The 19,871-nt window shown below is 41.1% G+C and carries 20 protein-coding genes; 15 read left to right on the top strand and 5 right to left on the bottom strand.

The window, feature by feature from the left end; all coding sequences use genetic code 11:
* Positions 1-1,011: 1,011 nt before the first annotated feature.
* The 4 genes from K1F36_RS18010 (at position 1,012) to K1F36_RS17995 (ending at position 5,375) form a co-directional block, all read left to right on the top strand.
* Positions 1,012-1,386, top strand: a complete 375-nt coding sequence (locus tag K1F36_RS18010; protein WP_220115024.1) for a response regulator — start codon at positions 1,012-1,014, stop codon at positions 1,384-1,386.
* A gap of 44 nt (positions 1,387-1,430) precedes the next feature.
* On the top strand, positions 1,431-2,933 hold the full coding sequence (locus tag K1F36_RS18005; protein WP_220115023.1) for a sensor histidine kinase: 1,503 nt from the start codon (positions 1,431-1,433) through the stop codon (positions 2,931-2,933).
* A gap of 201 nt (positions 2,934-3,134) precedes the next feature.
* Complete coding sequence (locus K1F36_RS18000; protein ID WP_220115022.1) at positions 3,135-3,542, top strand: response regulator; 408 nt, start codon at positions 3,135-3,137, stop codon at positions 3,540-3,542.
* Positions 3,543-3,836: 294 nt separating this feature from the next.
* Complete coding sequence (locus tag K1F36_RS17995) at positions 3,837-5,375, top strand: sensor histidine kinase (RefSeq protein ID WP_220115021.1); 1,539 nt, start codon at positions 3,837-3,839, stop codon at positions 5,373-5,375.
* A gap of 26 nt (positions 5,376-5,401) precedes the next feature.
* Here K1F36_RS17995 and K1F36_RS17990 read toward each other — a convergent pair whose 3' ends face one another.
* From K1F36_RS17990 to K1F36_RS17980, 4 genes are all read right to left on the bottom strand, one after another.
* Positions 5,402-6,496, bottom strand: a complete 1,095-nt coding sequence (locus K1F36_RS17990; RefSeq protein WP_220115020.1) for a formylglycine-generating enzyme family protein — start codon at positions 6,494-6,496, stop codon at positions 5,402-5,404.
* 963 nt (positions 6,497-7,459) lie between these two features.
* Entirely contained in the window at positions 7,460-7,792 is a 333-nt protein-coding gene (locus tag K1F36_RS17985) for a cupin domain-containing protein (RefSeq protein ID WP_220115019.1), read from the bottom strand.
* A 446-nt stretch (positions 7,793-8,238) separates the two neighbouring features.
* Positions 8,239-8,373, bottom strand: coding sequence for a hypothetical protein (locus tag K1F36_RS20270; protein ID WP_258539139.1), 135 nt, complete (start codon positions 8,371-8,373; stop codon positions 8,239-8,241).
* Positions 8,374-8,550: 177 nt separating this feature from the next.
* On the bottom strand, positions 8,551-8,769 hold the full coding sequence (locus tag K1F36_RS17980) for a hypothetical protein (RefSeq protein WP_220115018.1): 219 nt from the start codon (positions 8,767-8,769) through the stop codon (positions 8,551-8,553).
* Positions 8,770-8,907: 138 nt separating this feature from the next.
* Between K1F36_RS17980 and K1F36_RS17975 the strand changes: the two genes are divergently transcribed.
* The 8 genes from K1F36_RS17975 to K1F36_RS17945 all read left to right on the top strand — a co-directional run bounded on the left by K1F36_RS17975 (position 8,908) and on the right by K1F36_RS17945 (position 16,514).
* Positions 8,908-9,468, top strand: a complete 561-nt coding sequence (locus K1F36_RS17975; protein WP_220115017.1) for a helix-turn-helix domain-containing protein — start codon at positions 8,908-8,910, stop codon at positions 9,466-9,468.
* A gap of 201 nt (positions 9,469-9,669) precedes the next feature.
* Positions 9,670-10,008 (top strand): cupin domain-containing protein, encoded by a 339-nt coding sequence (locus tag K1F36_RS17970; RefSeq protein ID WP_220115016.1) that lies wholly within the window; start codon positions 9,670-9,672, stop codon positions 10,006-10,008.
* A gap of 29 nt (positions 10,009-10,037) precedes the next feature.
* Positions 10,038-10,910: an SPFH domain-containing protein gene (locus tag K1F36_RS17965; protein ID WP_220115015.1), complete on the top strand. Its 873-nt coding sequence runs from the start codon at positions 10,038-10,040 to the stop codon at positions 10,908-10,910.
* Positions 10,911-10,924: 14 nt separating this feature from the next.
* Positions 10,925-11,578: a PIG-L family deacetylase gene (locus K1F36_RS17960; protein WP_220115014.1), complete on the top strand. Its 654-nt coding sequence runs from the start codon at positions 10,925-10,927 to the stop codon at positions 11,576-11,578.
* Between the two features lie 19 nt (positions 11,579-11,597).
* Positions 11,598-12,740 carry a glycosyltransferase family 4 protein gene (locus K1F36_RS17955; protein WP_220115013.1) on the top strand — a complete coding sequence of 381 codons (1,143 nt, stop codon included), beginning with the start codon at positions 11,598-11,600 and terminating at the stop codon, positions 12,738-12,740.
* Positions 12,741-13,907 carry a glycoside hydrolase 100 family protein gene (locus K1F36_RS17950; RefSeq protein WP_220115012.1) on the top strand — a complete coding sequence of 389 codons (1,167 nt, stop codon included), beginning with the start codon at positions 12,741-12,743 and terminating at the stop codon, positions 13,905-13,907.
* A gap of 157 nt (positions 13,908-14,064) precedes the next feature.
* Positions 14,065-14,196, top strand: coding sequence for a hypothetical protein (locus K1F36_RS20265; RefSeq protein ID WP_258539138.1), 132 nt, complete (start codon positions 14,065-14,067; stop codon positions 14,194-14,196).
* 41 nt (positions 14,197-14,237) lie between these two features.
* Positions 14,238-16,514: a glycosyltransferase family 4 protein gene (locus K1F36_RS17945; RefSeq protein WP_220115011.1), complete on the top strand. Its 2,277-nt coding sequence runs from the start codon at positions 14,238-14,240 to the stop codon at positions 16,512-16,514.
* Between the two features lie 21 nt (positions 16,515-16,535).
* On the opposite strand, the gene K1F36_RS17940 is transcribed toward K1F36_RS17945, so the two are convergent.
* Positions 16,536-17,996, bottom strand: coding sequence for a glycoside hydrolase family 130 protein (locus K1F36_RS17940; RefSeq protein WP_220115010.1), 1,461 nt, complete (start codon positions 17,994-17,996; stop codon positions 16,536-16,538).
* Positions 17,997-18,753: 757 nt separating this feature from the next.
* Here K1F36_RS17940 and K1F36_RS17935 point away from each other — a divergent pair.
* The 3 genes from K1F36_RS17935 to K1F36_RS17925 all read left to right on the top strand — a co-directional run.
* Entirely contained in the window at positions 18,754-19,224 is a 471-nt protein-coding gene (locus K1F36_RS17935) for a sll1863 family stress response protein (RefSeq protein WP_220115009.1), read from the top strand.
* A 20-nt stretch (positions 19,225-19,244) separates the two neighbouring features.
* Positions 19,245-19,400, top strand: coding sequence for a lmo0937 family membrane protein (locus K1F36_RS17930; protein WP_220115008.1), 156 nt, complete (start codon positions 19,245-19,247; stop codon positions 19,398-19,400).
* Between the two features lie 49 nt (positions 19,401-19,449).
* Positions 19,450-19,871 (top strand): hypothetical protein (locus K1F36_RS17925; protein ID WP_220115007.1); only part of this gene is annotated, 422 nt, incomplete at its 3' end.

Below are 19,871 nucleotides of genomic sequence, written 5' to 3'. Positions count from 1 at the left end.
GACATTGTGGAACATATCCATTCAGTGGTGAGCAATTGGAATACCTATGCAGAACAGGTACAGGTCGAACCTAAAAAAAAGGAAGCCATTGCCTCGACGCTTATCCGGTTCAACTGATTGACGGAAGACCCGAAAAAGCTTGGACAATTTTTTGGACAATGCCACAAAAAATGGTTCAAAATCGAACCAAAAAGACTATTTCCAAGTTTCATCTAAACAAATGTATGTTTATAATAAAAAACACATAGTTCAACCAATATTGAAACCAAACCTCCATTTTAGGTCAAAATCCATCATTTTTAATGTTAAAAAGGTTAAAGTTTGTTAAAAGGTGAGCAATTCGGTGCCCCTCAAAAATGACCCTCTCGGAGGCCCTGAAAAATCGACAATTTTAGTAAAGAGTTTGAGTCCCGTCCACACCTAAATTCAATTAAAATACGGTAAAATATATGCTTACAGGTTTTTTACATTTTCATTGATACCAAAAAGCACCAATTTTCACCATCTGTAAAGATGGCAATTCGGAGCGGTTTCCACCTATTGAGAACCGTTTGCCGAAATCAATATAATCAACTGTTTTATAACTAGTTGCAATGATTTGTCCATATTTGGATTTTATGCCTTCCGGTAAATCATTCAAAACCCTCGCCAATGTTTGTATTAATGAATATTTTTTTATCCAAACCCGAAATCCCGGACATAGGATACCACCTTCGCCGGGCTAAAGTGAACATAGCAGAAATACCAGTAAATATTTGAAAACCGATATATTGGTTCAAAAAATCCATTTATAGTCGTTCTTCATATTCGTACTTTCTACCAAGCCTGGAAACACCTATTGAACAACACTTATCAAGACCCGCAAAATATTATGCCGCTGCAGCTAGTTTTCAAGGCTAATTAATTATCTTTCAATATTATAACTTACACCCTTCAGACTCTGTCAAAATAGACACGTTGACCAAATCATTGGGTTCGGATACATATCTTTGTGAGCTTTAACAAAATTCTATGTACAAAGAGATTTTTTTGATAGATGATGACAGCTTGGTGAACCGTATCCACACCATTCACATTTCGAATATGGGGTTCAAGGATAAGATAACGAGTTTTACCGATCCCGAAATGGCTCTTGAAGAACTCGGCAACAAGGTAGGGTTCAATGGTAAAATCCTGATATTATTGGACATCAACATGCCTGAAATGAGTGGTTTTGAATTTTTGGAGCACATGCTCACCAACAATTTTTCGGAAAGTTTTGTAGTCATTATCGTCACTTCATCGGAATCTCATGGAGATCGGGAAAGGGCCAAAAAATATGGAAAATATGTCAAGGATTTTATTTCTAAGCCCTTAAATCGCGCACATTTGATGAACTATTTATAATTCCCTTGCGTATATTTACCCTGCATCCTTTTATCAAAAACAGCATGTCCGAATTAAATCCTTTTTTGAATTATGGGATTCCATTATGGGAAAACCTGAGGGATTTTTGGCAAAAAACCGTGCAACAAAAGATGGATGCTACAGTAAGCAGAAATGATTCGTTCTGGGCCATGGACAAGGATTACAAGCTTATCGCATTCAATGACTCCTTTTACCAAAAACTAAAAAAGGAAAATATAGACGATGTGTATTGCGGTATGGACCTTAAGGGCATTTACAACGATATTGCTTTCTTCCGCGTTTGTATTGAAGGTTGTAAAGAGGTCTTTGACCATAGCAATCCAATCTCCTTGTTTGAAATATCTGAAGAAGGAATGGGCCAGATCCATGAATTCTCCTTCCATCCTGCAATGAATATCCATGGGGAAAAGGGATGTTACATTTGGGAGAGGGATATTACAAGAGATGTGCATAATATTCTTAATTTGGAGGACATGGAATATCGCTACCGGGAAGTCCAAGAAGTTTCCAATGTTGGACACTGGATTTGGGATATTGATAAGGACGAAATCAACTGGTCCGATCAATTATACTCCATTTGGGAGAAGGACCGAAGGAACTTTACGGCCAATTACGATTCTGTAGTAGGCATGATCCATCCAAGCGACCGGGTTAGGTTCCTAGATCATTTGGAGGATTGTTTACAAGGTAGGGCCATTCATGATATTACCCATAGGATTGTGTTGGACAGTGGGGAAGAAAAATATATTCACACCAAGGGTAATTTGTTTCGCGATGCATCTGGAAATCCAATTCGCTTGTCCGGAACTGCACAAGACGTCACAAAGGAAGTAATGACCCATCATAAAATCTTGGAACAAAACTTGGAGCTTCAAAACTTTGTTCGGATTGTTGCCCACAATCTCAGGGCACCTATTGCAAATTTATTGATGCTTTCCAGAATATATGAATGGGGGCAGAACAAGACCAATGATGATATTGTCAAGAACATTGAAGCGACCTCTCTGGCCTTAGATCACACCATTAGGGACTTAAACAACTCACTTTCTTTTAAGCGTACCTTAAAGGAAAGGGTGGAAGAGATTCATTTCAAGGAAATACTCAAGGATGTTCGCGCATTGTTGTATAGAGAAATTAAAACTACAAATGCTTCCATTGACGCTAATTTCACTGCAGTATCGAGAATTTATTCCATAAAGAGCTATGTGTCCAATATTTTGTACAATCTATTGGTGAATGCATTGAAATATTCAAAAGATAACGTGTCTCCTAAAATAGTAATATCGACTGAGGAAAAAGAAGATAGGATCATATTGAAAGTATCAGATAACGGGATTGGGATGGAATTGACACCGGAACGTAAATCCCGAATTTTTGACATGTACGGGAGACTAAGTGCGAACACCAAGGGCAAGGGCATGGGACTTTTCTTGGTCAAGACGCAAATCGAGGCGATTCATGGCACCATAGATGTGCTGAGTGAAAAAGGGGTGGGCAGCACATTCATCGTTGGCTTTCCAAAATAAGGTCCGTTCCTTTTCCACTATTTAAAAAGGAAATGGCATTGATAAGCCTTGACCTAACAATTCAATTAAGTAAAAATACTGTTGCATATTCTTCCAAACCCCAATTTTTAGGATCTTCATCAATTAACTTAACACCTACACAACATTTAATTGGCTTAGGGACCTTAAAAAGTTAACTTCTCATCAGCAAAATACAATTAAATGTACAAGGAAATATACTTAGTGGACGACGAAGAGCTCATCAATACCATACACACCATGATGTTCAGGAAATTAGGTCTTGAGGATAAGCTCAAAACATTTACCAATCCCGAACTGGCTTTGGATTGCCTCCGTTTTCGGGAAAACCCCGAAGAACGTATTCTTCTCTTTTTGGATATCAATATGCCCGAAATGACAGGGTTCGAATTCTTGGAATTCATGGTCTTGGAAAAATTTCCCCCAACCGTAGATGTGGTAATCGTCAGTTCTTCCATAGATCCAAAGGATGAAAAAAAAACGACAAAGTACGGAAAATATGTGCGGGGTTACATCCATAAACCTTTGTCTCCCAATGATGTTTCAAAATTTCTGAACGTAGAGCAGTCCATTCCAATTGAAAAGTCCTAATAGTGTAGGATTCCAAAAGTGCAATAAGTCAACGGATCAAGAAAACCAGCTTCAGGAATGGGGACGGGACCCCATGGTTTTCGCGGAAAATATGAAGGGAGTCAAGACATCTACGGATGGCTATGGATAAGAAACATAACTTCAAGAAGCCTGTATCTATCCTATCATGAGAATCACCTCCCTAAATTTTTTAGTTATCTGAATCCTAATTAGTTAATAAAAAAAATTATAGTTTTAAATTCCGAACCCTTTATAATACTGCTACATTTACAATCAGGAAATAATGAATTAAATATGGATGTTTTCGATTTTAGGAACCTAACGAACCTTTTGTTCACCGCCATTTTTGCCGCATTCGGGATTTACCACCTACTATCTTACCTGGTTTTAAAGCACAAAATCCTGCTTCATTATTTCATTCTGATTTTGGGAATAACCCTTCACTGGAGCCTATACTTTTTTATGAACAATTCCTTTGGCAGTGAAACCGCCCAAGTAGCGGACAAAATTTCCCTTACCACTGCCATGATAACCACCTTTGGCCTGCTGCAGTTCACAAGAAATTATCTTGCAATCAAAAAAGATAACCATCCACGTTTATCAAAAACCTACAAACTATTGATCGGAACAGTCGTCTGCCTTCCGTTTTTGCACATTACCAACACACTTACCATTGGACTGGTCTGGCTGAACGAAATCTTGGTATTGCTGGCAGCGATTACCGCATTGGCGGCTATACTTATAAATATTTACTCCGGCATCCGATTGTTCAATGCCCATAAATTAAACAGATACTATTTATATTCCTATGCACCTATACTGTTATCCGCGATAATATACATAGGCGCGTGGTTTGCAAAACAGTATTCCGATTTCGACGCAACCCCAATAATAATTGCAACTTCTGTGTTGACGACAATTCAATTGATTCTCTTTTCGCTGCTGATTTCCTTTAAATTCAAGGAAATTGAGGATGATAACATGAAAATACAGCTTGAGGCCAATACAAAGTTGAGAAATGAGGTTGAACGACAGACCAAAAAACTTATGGTTGCAAAGGCCGAGCTTGAAAACCAGAATGCCGAGCTTGAAGAGGTGAGCAAGCTCAAAAACAAATTGTTCTCTTTGCTCGCCCATGATGTAAGGGCCCCACTGAACAATTTCGTTGTCATCCTCGGACTCATTGAGGCCGAATTGTCCGATGTAGAACTCAAACATCTTACGGAGAAATTGAAAGGTGAAATTTCCGATAGGATTCTCATGGTCAACGATTTGCTCCAATGGTCCCACAAACAATTGGACGGGATAAAATTGGACAAGACCATTTGCGATCTGGAAAATGTCTTCCGCTCTGTAAAACAAGAGTTTTCTAGAGTCGCGGACAAAAAAAATATAGAAATAGAGCTAAGTGTTTGTTGCCAGGAGATTTTTATCGACGAAACCATGCTAAAAGTCATTCTCCGGAACATGGTCTCCAATGCCATAAAGTTCAGTGAAAATGGACAAAAAATCATAATGTGGTCAGCATGTAACTCGGAAAACATGGAGATAGGTGTACAGGATTTTGGAATTGGAATGGACATCAATTGGTACCAAAATATAAAGAGTGGGGACAGACCCCGTACAAGAAAGGGTACTGAAGGTGAAAAAGGCACTGGATTTGGTCTGTTAATCTCAAAGGATTTTGCGGAAATGAACGGAGGCGAATTGATCTGTGAGAGCGAAGTGGACAAGGGCACAAATTTTGTTCTGCGCTTTACGTATGATTCCAAAGATCCTATTTTAAACCAAGCCTTGTCCCATGTAGCCTTACCCTTTTTAGGACATCGCTAAATCAACATGTAATTGTATTTTCAACTCTAGCCAGGAACATATACAGTCCTGAAACCCAAATGTTCCATACCGGAATCGGGACTTGTGGCCATTCGGGCACTGATTCGATAGCTTGCACAGTACGAGGCACTACAAAGGAACGAACCTCCTTTGATGACTTTTTCTTGAACATCTGGATTAAAAGAATTGAATGCATTTGATGCCCCTTTTGGATTCATTGTAGTAGCCTGCTCCAGAGCCAATTCCTTATAATAACCAGTATTATACCAATCGCTGGTCCACTCCCACACATTGCCAGCCATATCGTAAAGCCCAAAACCATTTTTTGGATAACTCATTACAGGTGCCCTACCCTCAAAACCATCTGCCTTGGTATTGTTCACAGGAAACTCTCCTTCCCACGTATTGGCATGGTAGCTCAATTGGTCTAGATCACTACCCCAAAAAAACAATTCGTTGCTTTGATCGGCCCGGGCCGCATATTCCCATTCCGCCTCGGTTGGCAATCTCCTGCCGGCCCATTTACAATAGGCTTGGGCATCCTCAAATGCAATGTGCACCACAGGTTCATTCTCCTTTCCTGTGATATCGGTATCCGGTCCATTGGGGTGCTCCCAATTGGCCCCTATCTTCCATTCCCACCATTGTGAATAATCATACAAGTTGGGTACACTGGACTTATTCTTTTTGAACACCAGTGAGCCCGGTTGCAAAATGGAGTCGTTGGGCTTTGGTGTGCCTTGGGGTAATTGCTTTTTCATTTCATCCCAATCAATTTCCCGTTCTGCGACCGTCACATATCCTGTCTCTTCAACGAATCTTTCAAATTGTGAATTGGTCACTTCATGAATATCCATAAAAAAACCATCCAAAGCTATCCTGTGGGCTGGCTTTTCATGCATCATGGCCATTTTGTCGTGCGGTACGGCCCCTTGCACAAACTCCCCACCAGGTATCCAGACCATCCCCTCTGGTGTTTGCGTTGGTGGCGAGGTCGACTTGTGGCTCAGTGACTCGGGCTCTCTTTCCGTCTTAACACCCTGGGTGTTCTTTTCAACTTTATCTTTACAATTGATGGAGGCCAGATAAGGTTCAAATACTAAGAAAAGAAGATTTTTCATGGTGGGACGATTCACCCAATGGAATTGTACTGGAGTTTAGTGTCAGCCCCTAGGCAAGGAAGCTTTTGCAAAAATCCAAAGGATTTGGGCATTCAGCAATTCGCTCTTCTTCGTTCGTTGATTTCTAAAGTTTGACTTCATATCGGGTACTCTTTCCGCTGTAGACACCCCGAAGATGTACTCCATTTCAAAACAGAATAAGATAAATAATCTATCTTATTGGATTTACTCAATCATATAATATTAATATTCCTATATTAGAAATCCCCTTACATGGACATTCCCCAAGCCTGGAAAAAACGGGCATAGTATCGGAAAAAATTGAGCACCGCACAACAATCGACAAGATACTGACCTACAAACTACTACAATGAAATATTAGGTGGTTCTCATTTACCGTTGTGAGTGGTTCCCATTATCCGTCCCATCCAATACAACAAGTCTAAATCAATTCTGAATTGGAATCTATCGATCAAGCTAAAGAGTTAAGAATATCAGGACAGACAAGAAAACTGAAATGAGAAGGGTTGTTGAATTGAAGGTGCCATATAACCAATTGTGAGCCAATCTACCTACAATTTTCATGGAGTGGTGATAGTAATTGTATTGGTATTTTTTAATCATAAAGTATCTGTACCCTCCTCTGATACCGCCCACCGTTAAGTGAATTAGAACGAACTTAATAATTATGGATGCCATGTTCAATTTCAATGATGATCATTTATCTGTTTTAGAATCGATAGCTTACCTCTATACGGCTTAAGTTCACAGTCCAAATAAACCAATTCATTTGCCGCAGGATTGTTTGGGATGGCACAGTAGTACACCTTACGGACGTACAACCGCACGACAAGCACGACACATGGCCTTACCTTTGCGCAAACAAGATCTCCTTTTTTGTATCTATTTATTATGATATTCTTTTTCATTGAATCTGCTTTTGTGTCGATGAAGTCTATGGGGTCATTCATTTTTTATAGTGACGCATAACATCTTGAACCTTTGGTTTGCTTCAATGGAACTGGAAGCAAATGCTGGAATAAGTATGGAATCCCCGTTCTGCATAAAAGTGGAATTACCGTTTATGACGACCTCGGCCTTTCCTTCAATAATATGAAGGAATCGAATAAAAGGGGATTCTTTATGGGACAATACCTTACCAAAATCAAATGCAAATGCCTGTATGACGCAATTGTTCTGAACACTGATATTTTTGACCAATATAGCATTGGAATTGAACTCCAGTATATCCGCCAGATTAAATGTGATGGATTCTTCAAATTCACCTGTCTGCATGGTTTATGATAGGATTGTGGTATTTTTATTCCGACCTATTTTTGGCATCCCGTTTTGCCTTTTTGGCCGCCTTTTTTTCTTTGGGTGATTTCAAAGGAGTTGTCTTGTCTGATTTTCGCTTACCTTCTTTTTCTTTGGACATAGATCTTATTTTTAGTTGATATTGATTTTACTTTTTATAACATGGCCTCTAGAAACAGCATTGCTAAAAAAAGAATGAAATAGATTGCACATTTTCGCATAAGGGTTTTGGATTAGCATTGTTGCCCCCCAACCTGTGTTTGGGATTTTAAAAAGTCGTGATCAAGGAGGCCATCACTCTTTTTAGCGTTTGGCACTTAGGATTAAAAAGGGCAGTGTTTTTTAGTTCCTGCCCTTTTTTTTAGCTTCCAAAAAAATATCAGAAGTCTTACCAACCAACCAACTAAATCAGTACTTTTTTGGCCTTAAATAAACCAGGGGCGATCCTTGTTTGGGTCATCTCCTACTTTGGCCAGGCCGTTTCTTCCGTTGTAAAACATCGGTCTAAAGAAACCCCTGACTTTGTTAAAGGCCACTTGCGTAAAATTGTTCTTTTTCATAGGGTATAATTTACTGTTAGCATTTTGATTAAGGATGAACAACACAAAGTTGGTGTATTCCCTTCAGGGGCTCGCTACAGAAATATTCAGAAATATTACATATATCATAGGTTAACAGGGTTTGGATTACATTCTCTATAAATAGCAATCATAGCTTTCGCTTAAATCCTGTATGGTTTACATCATACTGCTTCCCTTTTCGAAAACCCGCAGCTGTGCTTTAAGAAATTTGCAATACTCCTCAAATTCATTTTCTGATATTCCTTTGTTTTCATAGTTTAAAAAGAGTGGTGTTTCAAGTAAATTGTCGTATATTACAGGGAACTCCATTTGAAAGGAAAGGGTCAGATCAAAAATCTCTTTCATCAGTCGATTTCCTCTTTCTACATTTTGCATGGTCTTACTTTTCTTGTTTATTGGAAGGTAAGTTTATATTCGCTTATAGCACTTATAGGTTTTACAACCAAAGTTGTATAAATCACATAATCACTACTACCCTCTTTCGCTTGCCCAGGACAACTTATTCAAAAAAAAATGCTCATATACATTAAATACATGGTGAGTTCACGCTGCAAGATGGTAGTCAGGCAGGAATTGCAAAAACTTGGTCTCCATTATGCCAATGTGGACCTTGGGACCGTGGAGATCTTGGAGAATATAACAGACCTTCAAAGAGAACAGTTACATAAGAACCTCAAGGTATTTGGATTGGAACTTCTTGACGACAAGAGGAAGATCATCATCGAAAAGATCAAGTCGGTCATCATTGAAATGATCCATTATTCGGAGGAGATGCCCAAAGTGAACTACTCGGACTACATCAGCGAAAAATTGGGATATGACTATACCTATCTGGCAAATACATTTTCCGAGGTAAAGGGCATCACTATCCAGCAATATATCATCCTGCACAAAATAGAAAGAGTTAAGGAATTGTTGCTCTATGATGAAGTGAACCTGACCGAAATATCCTATATGCTGCATTACAGTAGCGTCTCACATTTATCCAACCAGTTTAAAAAAGTTACGGGACTCACACCCTCGTTCTTCAAAAAACTGAAAGAGAAGCGCAAAGGAAACCTAGAGGATCTGTGATCTTTAAAAAAAATTCCCAAAATGCCCAAAAGGCATGTTCATGGCCTTTTTGACCTGGACATCAACCTAATCAATGTGGGAATACTGCAACTCTTCACCTTTCTTGTGTAATACATCCTCCGCCAAAAACCTTCATCTTTAAGTTAGGGTGCCATTAAAAAAACAACCCTTTATAACCCTGTACAAAATAAGATATTAGTTATGGAAAATACAGATGTCGAAAAATCAAAAGTCTTCATAATTGTCGAAATCATTGAATACGTTCCCAATGCAGTGGTCATAAAGACCATTATAAAAAAAACTACTGGGAATGTCACTGCCGTCTCTTTTGATTCAGGCGAAAACCTAACAGAAAAAATATCGCCTTTCGATACGTTCATCCAAATCATAGAGGGAAGGGCCGAAATCTTGATCGACGACAATTCGCAGACCTTGGAAACCGGACAGTCCATTATCATCCCTGCCCACTCCAGAAATACCATAAAGGCCAATGAGCGCTTTAAAATGATCTCTACCATTATTAAAAGTGGGTATGAGTAGTTTCCTGAATATTTAAAAACAGTCATAGTATGAGTATTTATCTGATCATCATTCTTACCTTTTTGATTGTCCTATTGATAGGAATCAAAATCGTTCGGCCCACACAAAGGGGCCTGATCGAAAGATTGGGGAAATATTCGGGTTTTGCAGGTCCCGGTTTTCATTGGATCATCCCGTTCATCGACAGGATCTTTATCGTCAATGTCACCGAACAGATGGTGGATGCCGAGCCCCAGGAGATCATTACCAACGATAACCTGAACGCCAGTGTGGATGCACAAGTGTATTTTAGGATAAAGGACAACGAGGAAAGCGTCAAGGGGTCCATTTACAATGTGAACGATTATAGGAACCAAATTGTAAACCTGGCCCGTACAACGCTTAGGAACATCATAGGCACACTCACCTTAAAATCGGCCAATAGTGAGCGGGGCAAGATCAATGCGGAGCTTTACAAAACGCTCCACACGGAAACCATGGGTTGGGGCATCGAGATCGTGAGAACAGAGCTGAAGGAGATTGACCCACCCAAGGATGTTCAGGAGACCATGAACAAAGTGGTTAAGGCCGAAAACGAAAAAATCGCGGCCATAGATTCGGCAACAGCGGCAGAAACGGTCGCGGATGGCATCAAAAGGGCAAAAATAAAAGAGGCCGAAGGGTACAAACGGGCCAAGATACTCCACGCCGAAGGCGAGGCTGAGGCCATAAAGCTCGTGAACGAGGCCGCAGATAAGTTCTTTATCGGCAACGCACAGATCCTCAGAAAACTGCAGGCCGTGGAAACCGCCTTACAAACGAACGCCAAAATAGTGGTGCCCACAGGCACTGAACTGGTAAACATTATCGGGGAGATGGCCGGTGCGGTGCTTCCTATCACCAAAAAATCTAAAACGGAATAAAAACCAAAGCCACCATGAAAACACTCAAAACCAATGAGAAAAAAGACATCTTGGTCATTGTTGCGCATCCTGATGATGAAACCTTGTGGTGTGGGGGCACCATCCTTATGCATCCTGAACATGATTGGTTCATTGCCTGTCTATGCAGGAAAAGGGACCAGGACCGCAGCCCGAAATTCAAAAATGCCCTTTCAGTTTACAAAGCTCAGGGGGCTATGGGCAATCTGGACGATGGAGTTGAACAGAGACCGTTGAACAAAAATGTTGTGAAGGGGGCCATTTTAAAGTTGCTTCCCAAACAGAATTTTGACCTTGTCCTCACACATAGTCCCACTGGTGAATATACCAGACATCTGCGCCATGAAGAGATAGGAAGGTCGGTGATCGAGTTGTGGAGCGAGCAAAAAATTTCCATGGACGAACTATGGACCTTTGCGTTTGAAGATGGATTCAAAAAATACTATCCACAGGCGATAAAGACCGCAAGCATCCAGCATACGCTCCCAAAAAACATTTGGCGGGAAAAATACCGGATAATTACCGAAGTATATGGATTTGAAGAAACAAGCTTTGAGGCTAGGACAACCCCAAAAAATGAAGCCTTCTGGAAATTCGAAAAGCGGGTGGATGCCCAAAAATGGTTGGAGCATGAGGGGATCCAACAATGACCCATTTAAAACCTAAAACATGAAAGTTCTGGTCCTTTACGATTACCCCCCTTCTCCTGGTGGTCTTGCAACCCAGGGAGACCTACTTTATCGAGGACTCTTGGAACTGGGTGTGGATGCCCATGCGGTCCATTTTGAATCGGCACAGGAAAAAGAGTGGTACTACCGGTGGTTCGAGCCGGATGTCGTGGTGGGCATTGGGTATTGGGGCCATACCCCCCACTTGGTACTGCACCCACAGCGCTATGGAACCGTCCCTGTTCCTTGGCTGGTTGCCGATGGATACATTGCCAACTATCAGGAAGTATTGAACGAACTGCCCTTGATCTTGGTAACGTCCAATTGGGTCAAGGAAATGTACGTAAGGGATGGCATCAAGGCCTCAACCATTGAAGTGTTGCCTGTAGGGTGTGATACGGCATCGTTTGTTCCCTTTGATAAAAAGGATCCAAAAATTATAGCGGTGCGGGAATCATTGGGCATTTCCCCAAAGCAGTTAATGATCTTGACCGTTGGTGGTGATGCCGCCTCAAAAGGGGCCCAAGAGGTGATGCAGGCTTTGGCGATCATCGACGCCAAGGCACCTGATTGGAAATATGTCTGCAAAGTATGGCCCCAGCCCAGAACCAAGGCCCAGAACCTCTTAGATCTGGAAATGGCCACCCATTTAGGCATTGAAAAGAATGTCACCTACGCCACCAATACCGTTTCCCGAAATTTCATGCCGTACCTTATTGGTGCCTGTGATATTTATGCAGCCCCATCCCGTTTGGAAGGGTTCGGGATGCCACAAGTTGAGGCCGGAGCCTGTGGAAAACCCGTGATCGGCATCAAGGCAATGGGGATGTTGGATACACTGATACACAAAAAAACAGCATTTCTTGCCGATGTGGCCCAAAAAATCGTGGTCAAAGAAGTGGTTTTGGGAAAAGAATCAGGCTTTGAAAACAAGCACAAAATCCAATTCGATATACCTAGAACCGTTGATTACCGTGCCAATGTACAGGATATAGCCAAGTATATGTTTACGCTCATGAACAATGAAGACCTTCGGATTGAAATGGGGAAGGCTGCAAGGAAACATGTTGTGGAACATTTTGATTACAGGGTTGTGGCCAAAAAATTCATACAGATCATACAAGATAAATTCGGAATCGATTAAATGACCTCAAAAGACCAACAATTGGTGGAATCCGCCAAAACGGCCGCTCTGGAAGTACTGCTCCACAATTCAAAAGGGCCATTTCTTGACCTGCCACGAACAGCGGGTTGGGGGTATCCCGAACCCTATACCCGTGACCTGTTGATTTCCGTCCTGGGGATTGCGACAACGAACAATGCCGAGCTATTGCAGACGGTACGCAAGGTATTGCTCATGCTTGCCCAAAACCAATCCAAAAAAGGCCATATCCCCTCCTTGGTCCATGATAAGGAAGATCGCGGTGCCAGTGATACCACTCCCCTTTTCCTGATTGCGGCAGTGATCTATGGAAAAGTGACGAAGGAACCTCTTTTTTTGGAAGATGCCATAAAAAAGGCCCTTTCATGGATGGAATACCAAAGTCCGTCCGACCGTTGTTTGGCGGCACAACTACCCACCAGTGATTGGCGGGACGAACAATGGGTGTTGGGCTATGGGCTGTTTGTCAATACCTTGGCATACACCTATCTAAAATTATTCGGGAAGACGAAGAGGGCTGAAAAATTACGTCGTGAAATAGAGCGACCCATCTTTACTTCAAACCAGGCAAAAAACCAGGGCCATGAAGGGCTCATTATCGATCATCAACCCTATTATGCGCTTTGGGCATATAAAGTGTACAGTAGTGAACGGTTCGACCTGTTGGGCAACAGTATCGCCATTTTATCGGGTATGGCTTCCCCATCAAGGGCAAAGGCAATAGTCGATTGGGTGGAGACCTCATGCGCCTCCATGGTAAAAAACATGGAATTGTCCGTTGACCTGCCCCCTAATTTTTTCCCATTTATCTACCCCGGTGATGCGGATTGGCGGCCCAGATATGTAGATTTCAACCAACCAGGGGATTACCATAATGGCGGTATATGGCCTTTTGTATTGGGATTTTACATTGCAGCATTGGTGGCCGTTAAGCAATATGATTTGGCCGAGAAAAAGCTATTGGAGTTGACCAGACTTATCAAAATAGGTAAAAACAAGGAACTTGGGTTTGGTTTCAATGAATGGTACAAGTCCCAAAACGGTAAACCCAAGGGGCAGGACTGGCAAACTTGGAGCGCATCAAACTACTTATACGCGGCCCGATGTGTGGCAGAAAAAAGGACACCGTTTTTTGATGCCATTAGATAATAATCTTATGGAACCGGCCCATTCCGGATAATTTGTAATAGCAATCAAACCTGTGAATTATGTAACTCTATTCCTTTTATGTTCAACTTTTCTCTATTGCTTTTCAATACCTTATAAACAAATACCAAAGGAGTGAATCTCAACAAAACCAAAAAAAATGTCAAAAGGAAACAAGACCCCTGCCAAGTCCAATCAACCAAAACTTGTGCTGAACCTAAAAGAAAAAATCGCACATAAAGATACCATGAAAGGTATCGAAAACAGAAAGTATAAAGGACGTGTTTTGTAGATGCTATTATCCCCATGCCCATCAACGTAATCCACACTAAAATGAAACTAGCTTATATAGGCACCTATCCACCACGTGAATGCGGTATTGGCACGTTTACCCAAAACCTGGCCCACTCCATGTTGGAAAATGGTAAGGACATCAATGAAATTGCTGTTTTTGCCATGAACGACCATAACCAAAAATATCTCTACTCACCTGAAGTAAAATTGAGCATCAACCAAGAACAGCAAACCGATTATCTGGAAGCCGTGAACTATATCAATCTCAGTGGTGCGGATGCCTGTATCCTTGAGCATGAGTTTGGCATATTTGGTGGCCAGAGCGGCGTTTATATCCTGCCCCTCCTCCACCGCCTTAACATTCCGTTGATCACGACCTTGCATACCATTCTGGAAACCCCTTCCTATACAGAAAAGGCCATCTTGAAGGAAATTTGTAAAATGTCCGATAGGGTTGTAGTGATGAGTGTCATGGCCGTCCGTTTTTTAGTGGAAATATATGATGTCCCCGAGAAAAAAATAATGCTCATCGAACATGGTGTACCCGATATTCATTTTGACAAACAAGAGTCGCGAAAGGAATTTAAACTGAATGAAAGGAAACTGCTCCTGACCTTTGGTTTCATCGGCAGGAACAAAGGCATCGAAACGGTGATCAAAGCCCTGCCGCAGATCATTGAAAGACACCCCGAAGTCCTTTATATTGTCTTGGGAAAAACACATCCGAATGTATTGAGACATTCAGGCGAGGAATATCGAAACTATCTCCAGGTTCTAATAAAAATGCTAAAACTCAATGAGCATGTGTTACTGCTCAATGAATTTATAGATGAGAACGAACTTTTTAAATACCTCTCTGCCTGCGATATTTACATTACGCCTTACCCCAATGAAGCGCAGATTACCAGCGGGACACTTTCCTATGCCATGGGCTCAGGCTGTGCCGTAGTCTCCACTCCGTATTGGCATGCCTCGGAATTGCTGGCCGAGAACAAAGGGCGTCTATTTGATTTCAACGATTCTGATGGCCTATCACAAGTCTTGGATGAACTGTTGGCGAATCCCAAGACCCTGAACGATATCCAAGAGAAAGCAGCAGAATATGGGCAAAACTTAACCTGGCCCAAAATAGGAAAAAAGTATGCTGAGCTTGTAACACAGGTACTGTCAATACCCAAGGAACCCTTGCCGAAAAAAGAAAACGCCATAGACCCTTTATTGTTGCCACAGTTTTCCTTGGCCCATATCAAAAGGTTGACCGATGACACCGGTATCATCCAACATGCAAAATTCGGGATTCCCAACCTTAAGGAAGGTTATTGTTTGGATGACAATGCCCGGGCCCTTTTAATGGTCTGTATGGGCTATAAACTGAAAAAAGACCCACTGGCCTTAGAATTGATGCCCGTATATTTGAGTTATATCCATTATATGCAGAACAAGGACGGGACTTTTCGGAATTTCCTGAGCTTCAACCGGAATTTTATGGACGAGGTGGGCTCCGAAGATTCCTTTGGACGAACCATCTGGGCGTTGGGATATCTTTTGGGCAATGCCCCCAACGATGCCTACTATCAAATGGGGAAACTTGTTTTCTTTGATGCCGTTCCGAACTTTGGGAACATCAAATCCATTCGTGGAATTGCCAACACCATGATAGGGATCAGCCATTATCTCAGGACAAACCCTTCCGATGATGCCATGAAAAGCACCTTGCACAAATTGGCCAATATATTGGTTTCCCAATATGATCAAAACCATACCGAAAACTGGAATTGGTTTGAATCGCTTTTGGCCTATGACAATGGGATTCTACCATTGGCACTGCTCCACGCGGCCGAGATTCTTGAAGACAGGAACATTTCCAGAGTGGCCTTTGCCACCATGGATTTTCTCTCGGAACATACGATGAAAGATGATTATTTGTCCATCATCGGAAATGCGGCGTGGTACGTAAAGGACAAGGAACGTTCCATGTTTGCACAACAGCCCATCGATGCCGAGGCCATGGTACTTATGTACCATCAGGCCTATGTTTTAACGGGCAATCAGGATTTTCTGAAAAAATTGTTCACTGCCTTTATGTGGTTTTTGGGTGAAAATGATATGCGTATGAGCCTCTATGATTTTGAGACCAAAGGGTGTTGCGATGGTTTTGAAAATTATGGGGTGAACCGAAACCAGGGGGCCGAAAGCTCGTTGGCCTATCTTATTTCACATTTGACCGTATTGCAGGCCTATAAGGATTCTTTTCAATCTGAGGAATTTAAGGAATCAAACACTAAAAAACTGGTCCTAAATGGGTTGCAGGCATAACGACGGCAACATTGGCCTTTGTTAGCTCTTAAAGGCTTTGAACAAGGCTTTCATTTCCACTACGGCATAGGTGGCGGAATAGTCCGATACGGCATAGGGCAATATCAAACTTCCATTATGGATGATGGACCCGCAGGAATAGACCACATTGGGCACATACCCTTCCCGTTCTTCCTCCAAGGGCATTAACAAAGGTTCTTCCAAACGGCCAATCTCCTTGGATGGGTCATCCAAATCGAATAAGGAGGCTGAGATACAGTATCTTCTCATAGGCCCTACCCCATGCGTGATCACCAACCATCCGTTTTCAGTCCAAAGGGGGGAGCCACAATTTCCTATTTGTGTGAACTCCCAAGGAAACTTTGGTTTCTGAAGTAGGATGGGGTTGTTCCATAACGTGGGCCTATCAGAATACATGAGATAATTGTTCACGCCATCGATTCGGGAAAGCATTGCATATTTACCCTTAATTCTTTTAGGGAAAAGCGCCAGGTTCTTGCCTATGGCACCATTTCCATGCAAGGGCATGATCCTGAATGTATAGAAATCATCAGTGGAAAGCAATTTGGGCAATATGGCATGGCCATTATAGGCGGTATAGGTAGCATACACCTTTACAGTGCCGTCATCTTCGGTAAAACGGACAAAACGGGCATCTTCGATTCCCCTGCTTTCCGATTCTGAAATTGGGAATATGACGCGTTCGCTCAAGTCGGAATCATGCTCAAAGGTTATGTCGTAATAGGAATCCACTAACCAAGTAATTTCTTCGAGCGCCAACCTTTTTTCAAGACTAATGGCCGGGTCATCCATTACTTTCTTTACAGCTTTTTTTAAAACATAGTACTCGAATCTGTTCGGCAGTTCTTCCATAATACTTTTTGAATACTTTACAGGGATGCGCATCTCCCGCATCTTTTTTACAAATCGGCCTTTGTCATAAAGCTTTTTATGGGAGATTTCCGCCATGTCGATCGACTTGCCGACGCTCATTAAATGGAGCTCGTTATTTTTATCGATTATTCCTCTTCTGAAAACTATTGAAGAGATATGCCCTTCCCCTGTTGCCCGAAACGAAAGGATCACTCGCATTTCATCCTCTTCCAAAAAAGACTGGTCAAAATCTTGGATAATGGAAGGATTAAAAAATGCTGCGGATTCGATGGAATATTCCATGGTAAGATAGGAACCGATGAGCATTCTTCGCTCAATGGAAATTCCATCAAAATCAACATTCATTTGCTCAATTATGCTTCTGACACTATCACAATGCTTATGGAAAAGCTTGGAAATGTTACGGTGCCTGCTTGCAAATTCCCTAAGGGTCTGCTCCAAGGAGTCTTTCACCTGACTTTCACTCATTCCGAAAATAAGGGAAAGCAAATCCATGGTACGCTGTTCCCCGTTCATGAAGGAGCGGGCCACGACCCTACTGGCATCGGGTAGGAATTTTACGTGTTTACGTGTTACCGAAACCCTCATGAGCCTTTAGTTCGGGAGAATACTCGATGGATAACATAACTAGTAAATTCCAAGTTTTTATTATCTGCCATTTTTTACTTTTGTTTAAAACTGTCAATTTTTGTTCAGTAATGCTTATATAAGTACTGTTTTCGTGATCAAAATTCTCCTCCCATTTCTGGAAGACACCCAACAATAAAACCAAAATGTTCAAAAAAGGACTAAATGCTGTTTTTGATGTAAGTTTTCTAAAAAGTTGTGAAGTATTGATGAATAGGCGCTTACATCCTCTTTTTTGATTCAGCTATAAAGTATTGACTTAGACAGGATTTCAATAAAATTGAATCCACCTAAAGGTAGTCATTAAACTGTTCCATTCGACCTAATGTTAATATTCTTTATAAATGTAAAGCGATGGTTTTGATACTTTGATATACTATTCTAGTCCCATTGGAATCCGTTGTATAATGCATATCAATGACCAAAAAATAAATACGTTTTTAGATATACTGTTCACCACTAAAACCTAGGGTTTTTCCAACTGGATTTTGGGATTCCAGCACCAAGGTAACTGCTGAAATTGTCAAGAATTCCACAGTTATATTCTTGTACCATCCACTCCAGGAAATGCCATCATTAAAATGATTGAGGAGTATACAGAGCCTGCTACAATGCAAATGTGTGAATGATGTAACTAATATAGGTTGACGCGTAACGCTTATCGATGGTTATCGAGTCACCTTTGTCCTGTGAAATGATTCACATAAAAATTTTCATCATGAACTACAGAACAAAAACATCTACCCTGATTTTTGGATTGGCATCTTTTGCCACTGCCATTGTCTTTTTTAATGGCTGCAAATCGCCAACCGAAAACAAGGCTATAACAAAAACAGCTGAAGCCAAGGAAAATCTAGCTGATGCAAAAGAAACTCTTGATAAGGCCAAGAAAGAATACGTCCTTAGATACGAAGCATTCAAACTGGAATCGGACAGTAAGATTGCAGAAAACGAAAAGATCATTGCCGAGTTAAAGAAAAAGGCCAAGATGGAAAGCAATGCTGCCAAAGAGGATTTTGAAAAAGAACTTGCCGTATTGGAGCAAAAAAACCAATCGCTGAAAGAAAAAATGAGCTACTACAAAGATGAGGGCGACGATAAGTGGGAATCTTTTAAGCTCGAGTTTGATCGCGACATGGATAACCTGGGAAAAGCATTAAAGGACCTGACTAAAAATAACACAAATTAATTTGTACTAAGACTAAAATTATGGGAAATCTACTTTACACGGTTGCCGTGATATTGATTATTGCTTGGGCCATTGGATTTCTAGGGTATAATGCGGGAGGAATCATCCACGTTTTACTGGTCATTGCAATCATTGCGATTATAATGCGTATAGTTCAAGGAAAAAAATCCATATAACTATGGAAATATGTCCATAAATCAAACAGAAATCCTTAAAAACAAGAACATGAAAAATTCAATACTTATTGCTAGTATGATATGGCTACTTGCCATGACACAAGTACAGGCCCAAAATGACCATACGGGCACGCTGAACTCAACCACTACAAGCACCTTCAACTACATGAAAGAAGGAGTTAAAATGCCGTATTGTGTTAAGGTACAAGAGAGCCGAAACTACAATCCAAAATTTGAAATTGCGGATATCGGAAAAATTGATAAGGACAGGATAAGCACTCCTGTCAAAGTATCGAAACTCATTACCGTCACAAATAATTCCAATCCTCAGGACAATAGAACTATAGCCTTAAAATATGACAAGCAGGGGGCAGACACTTTTAAATTGGTGTCCAATGAGAAAGGCTTTACAATAAATGTAGACAATAGAATAATGGAATACATTATGGGCAAGGGAATCTATTTTGCGAA

The sequence above is a fragment of the Flagellimonas abyssi genome, from assembly GCF_019457905.1.
Lineage (GTDB): Bacteria > Bacteroidota > Bacteroidia > Flavobacteriales > Flavobacteriaceae > Flagellimonas > Flagellimonas abyssi.
Note: the sequence above shows the minus strand (reverse complement) of the source record. Positions and strands in the feature narration are given on the sequence as shown.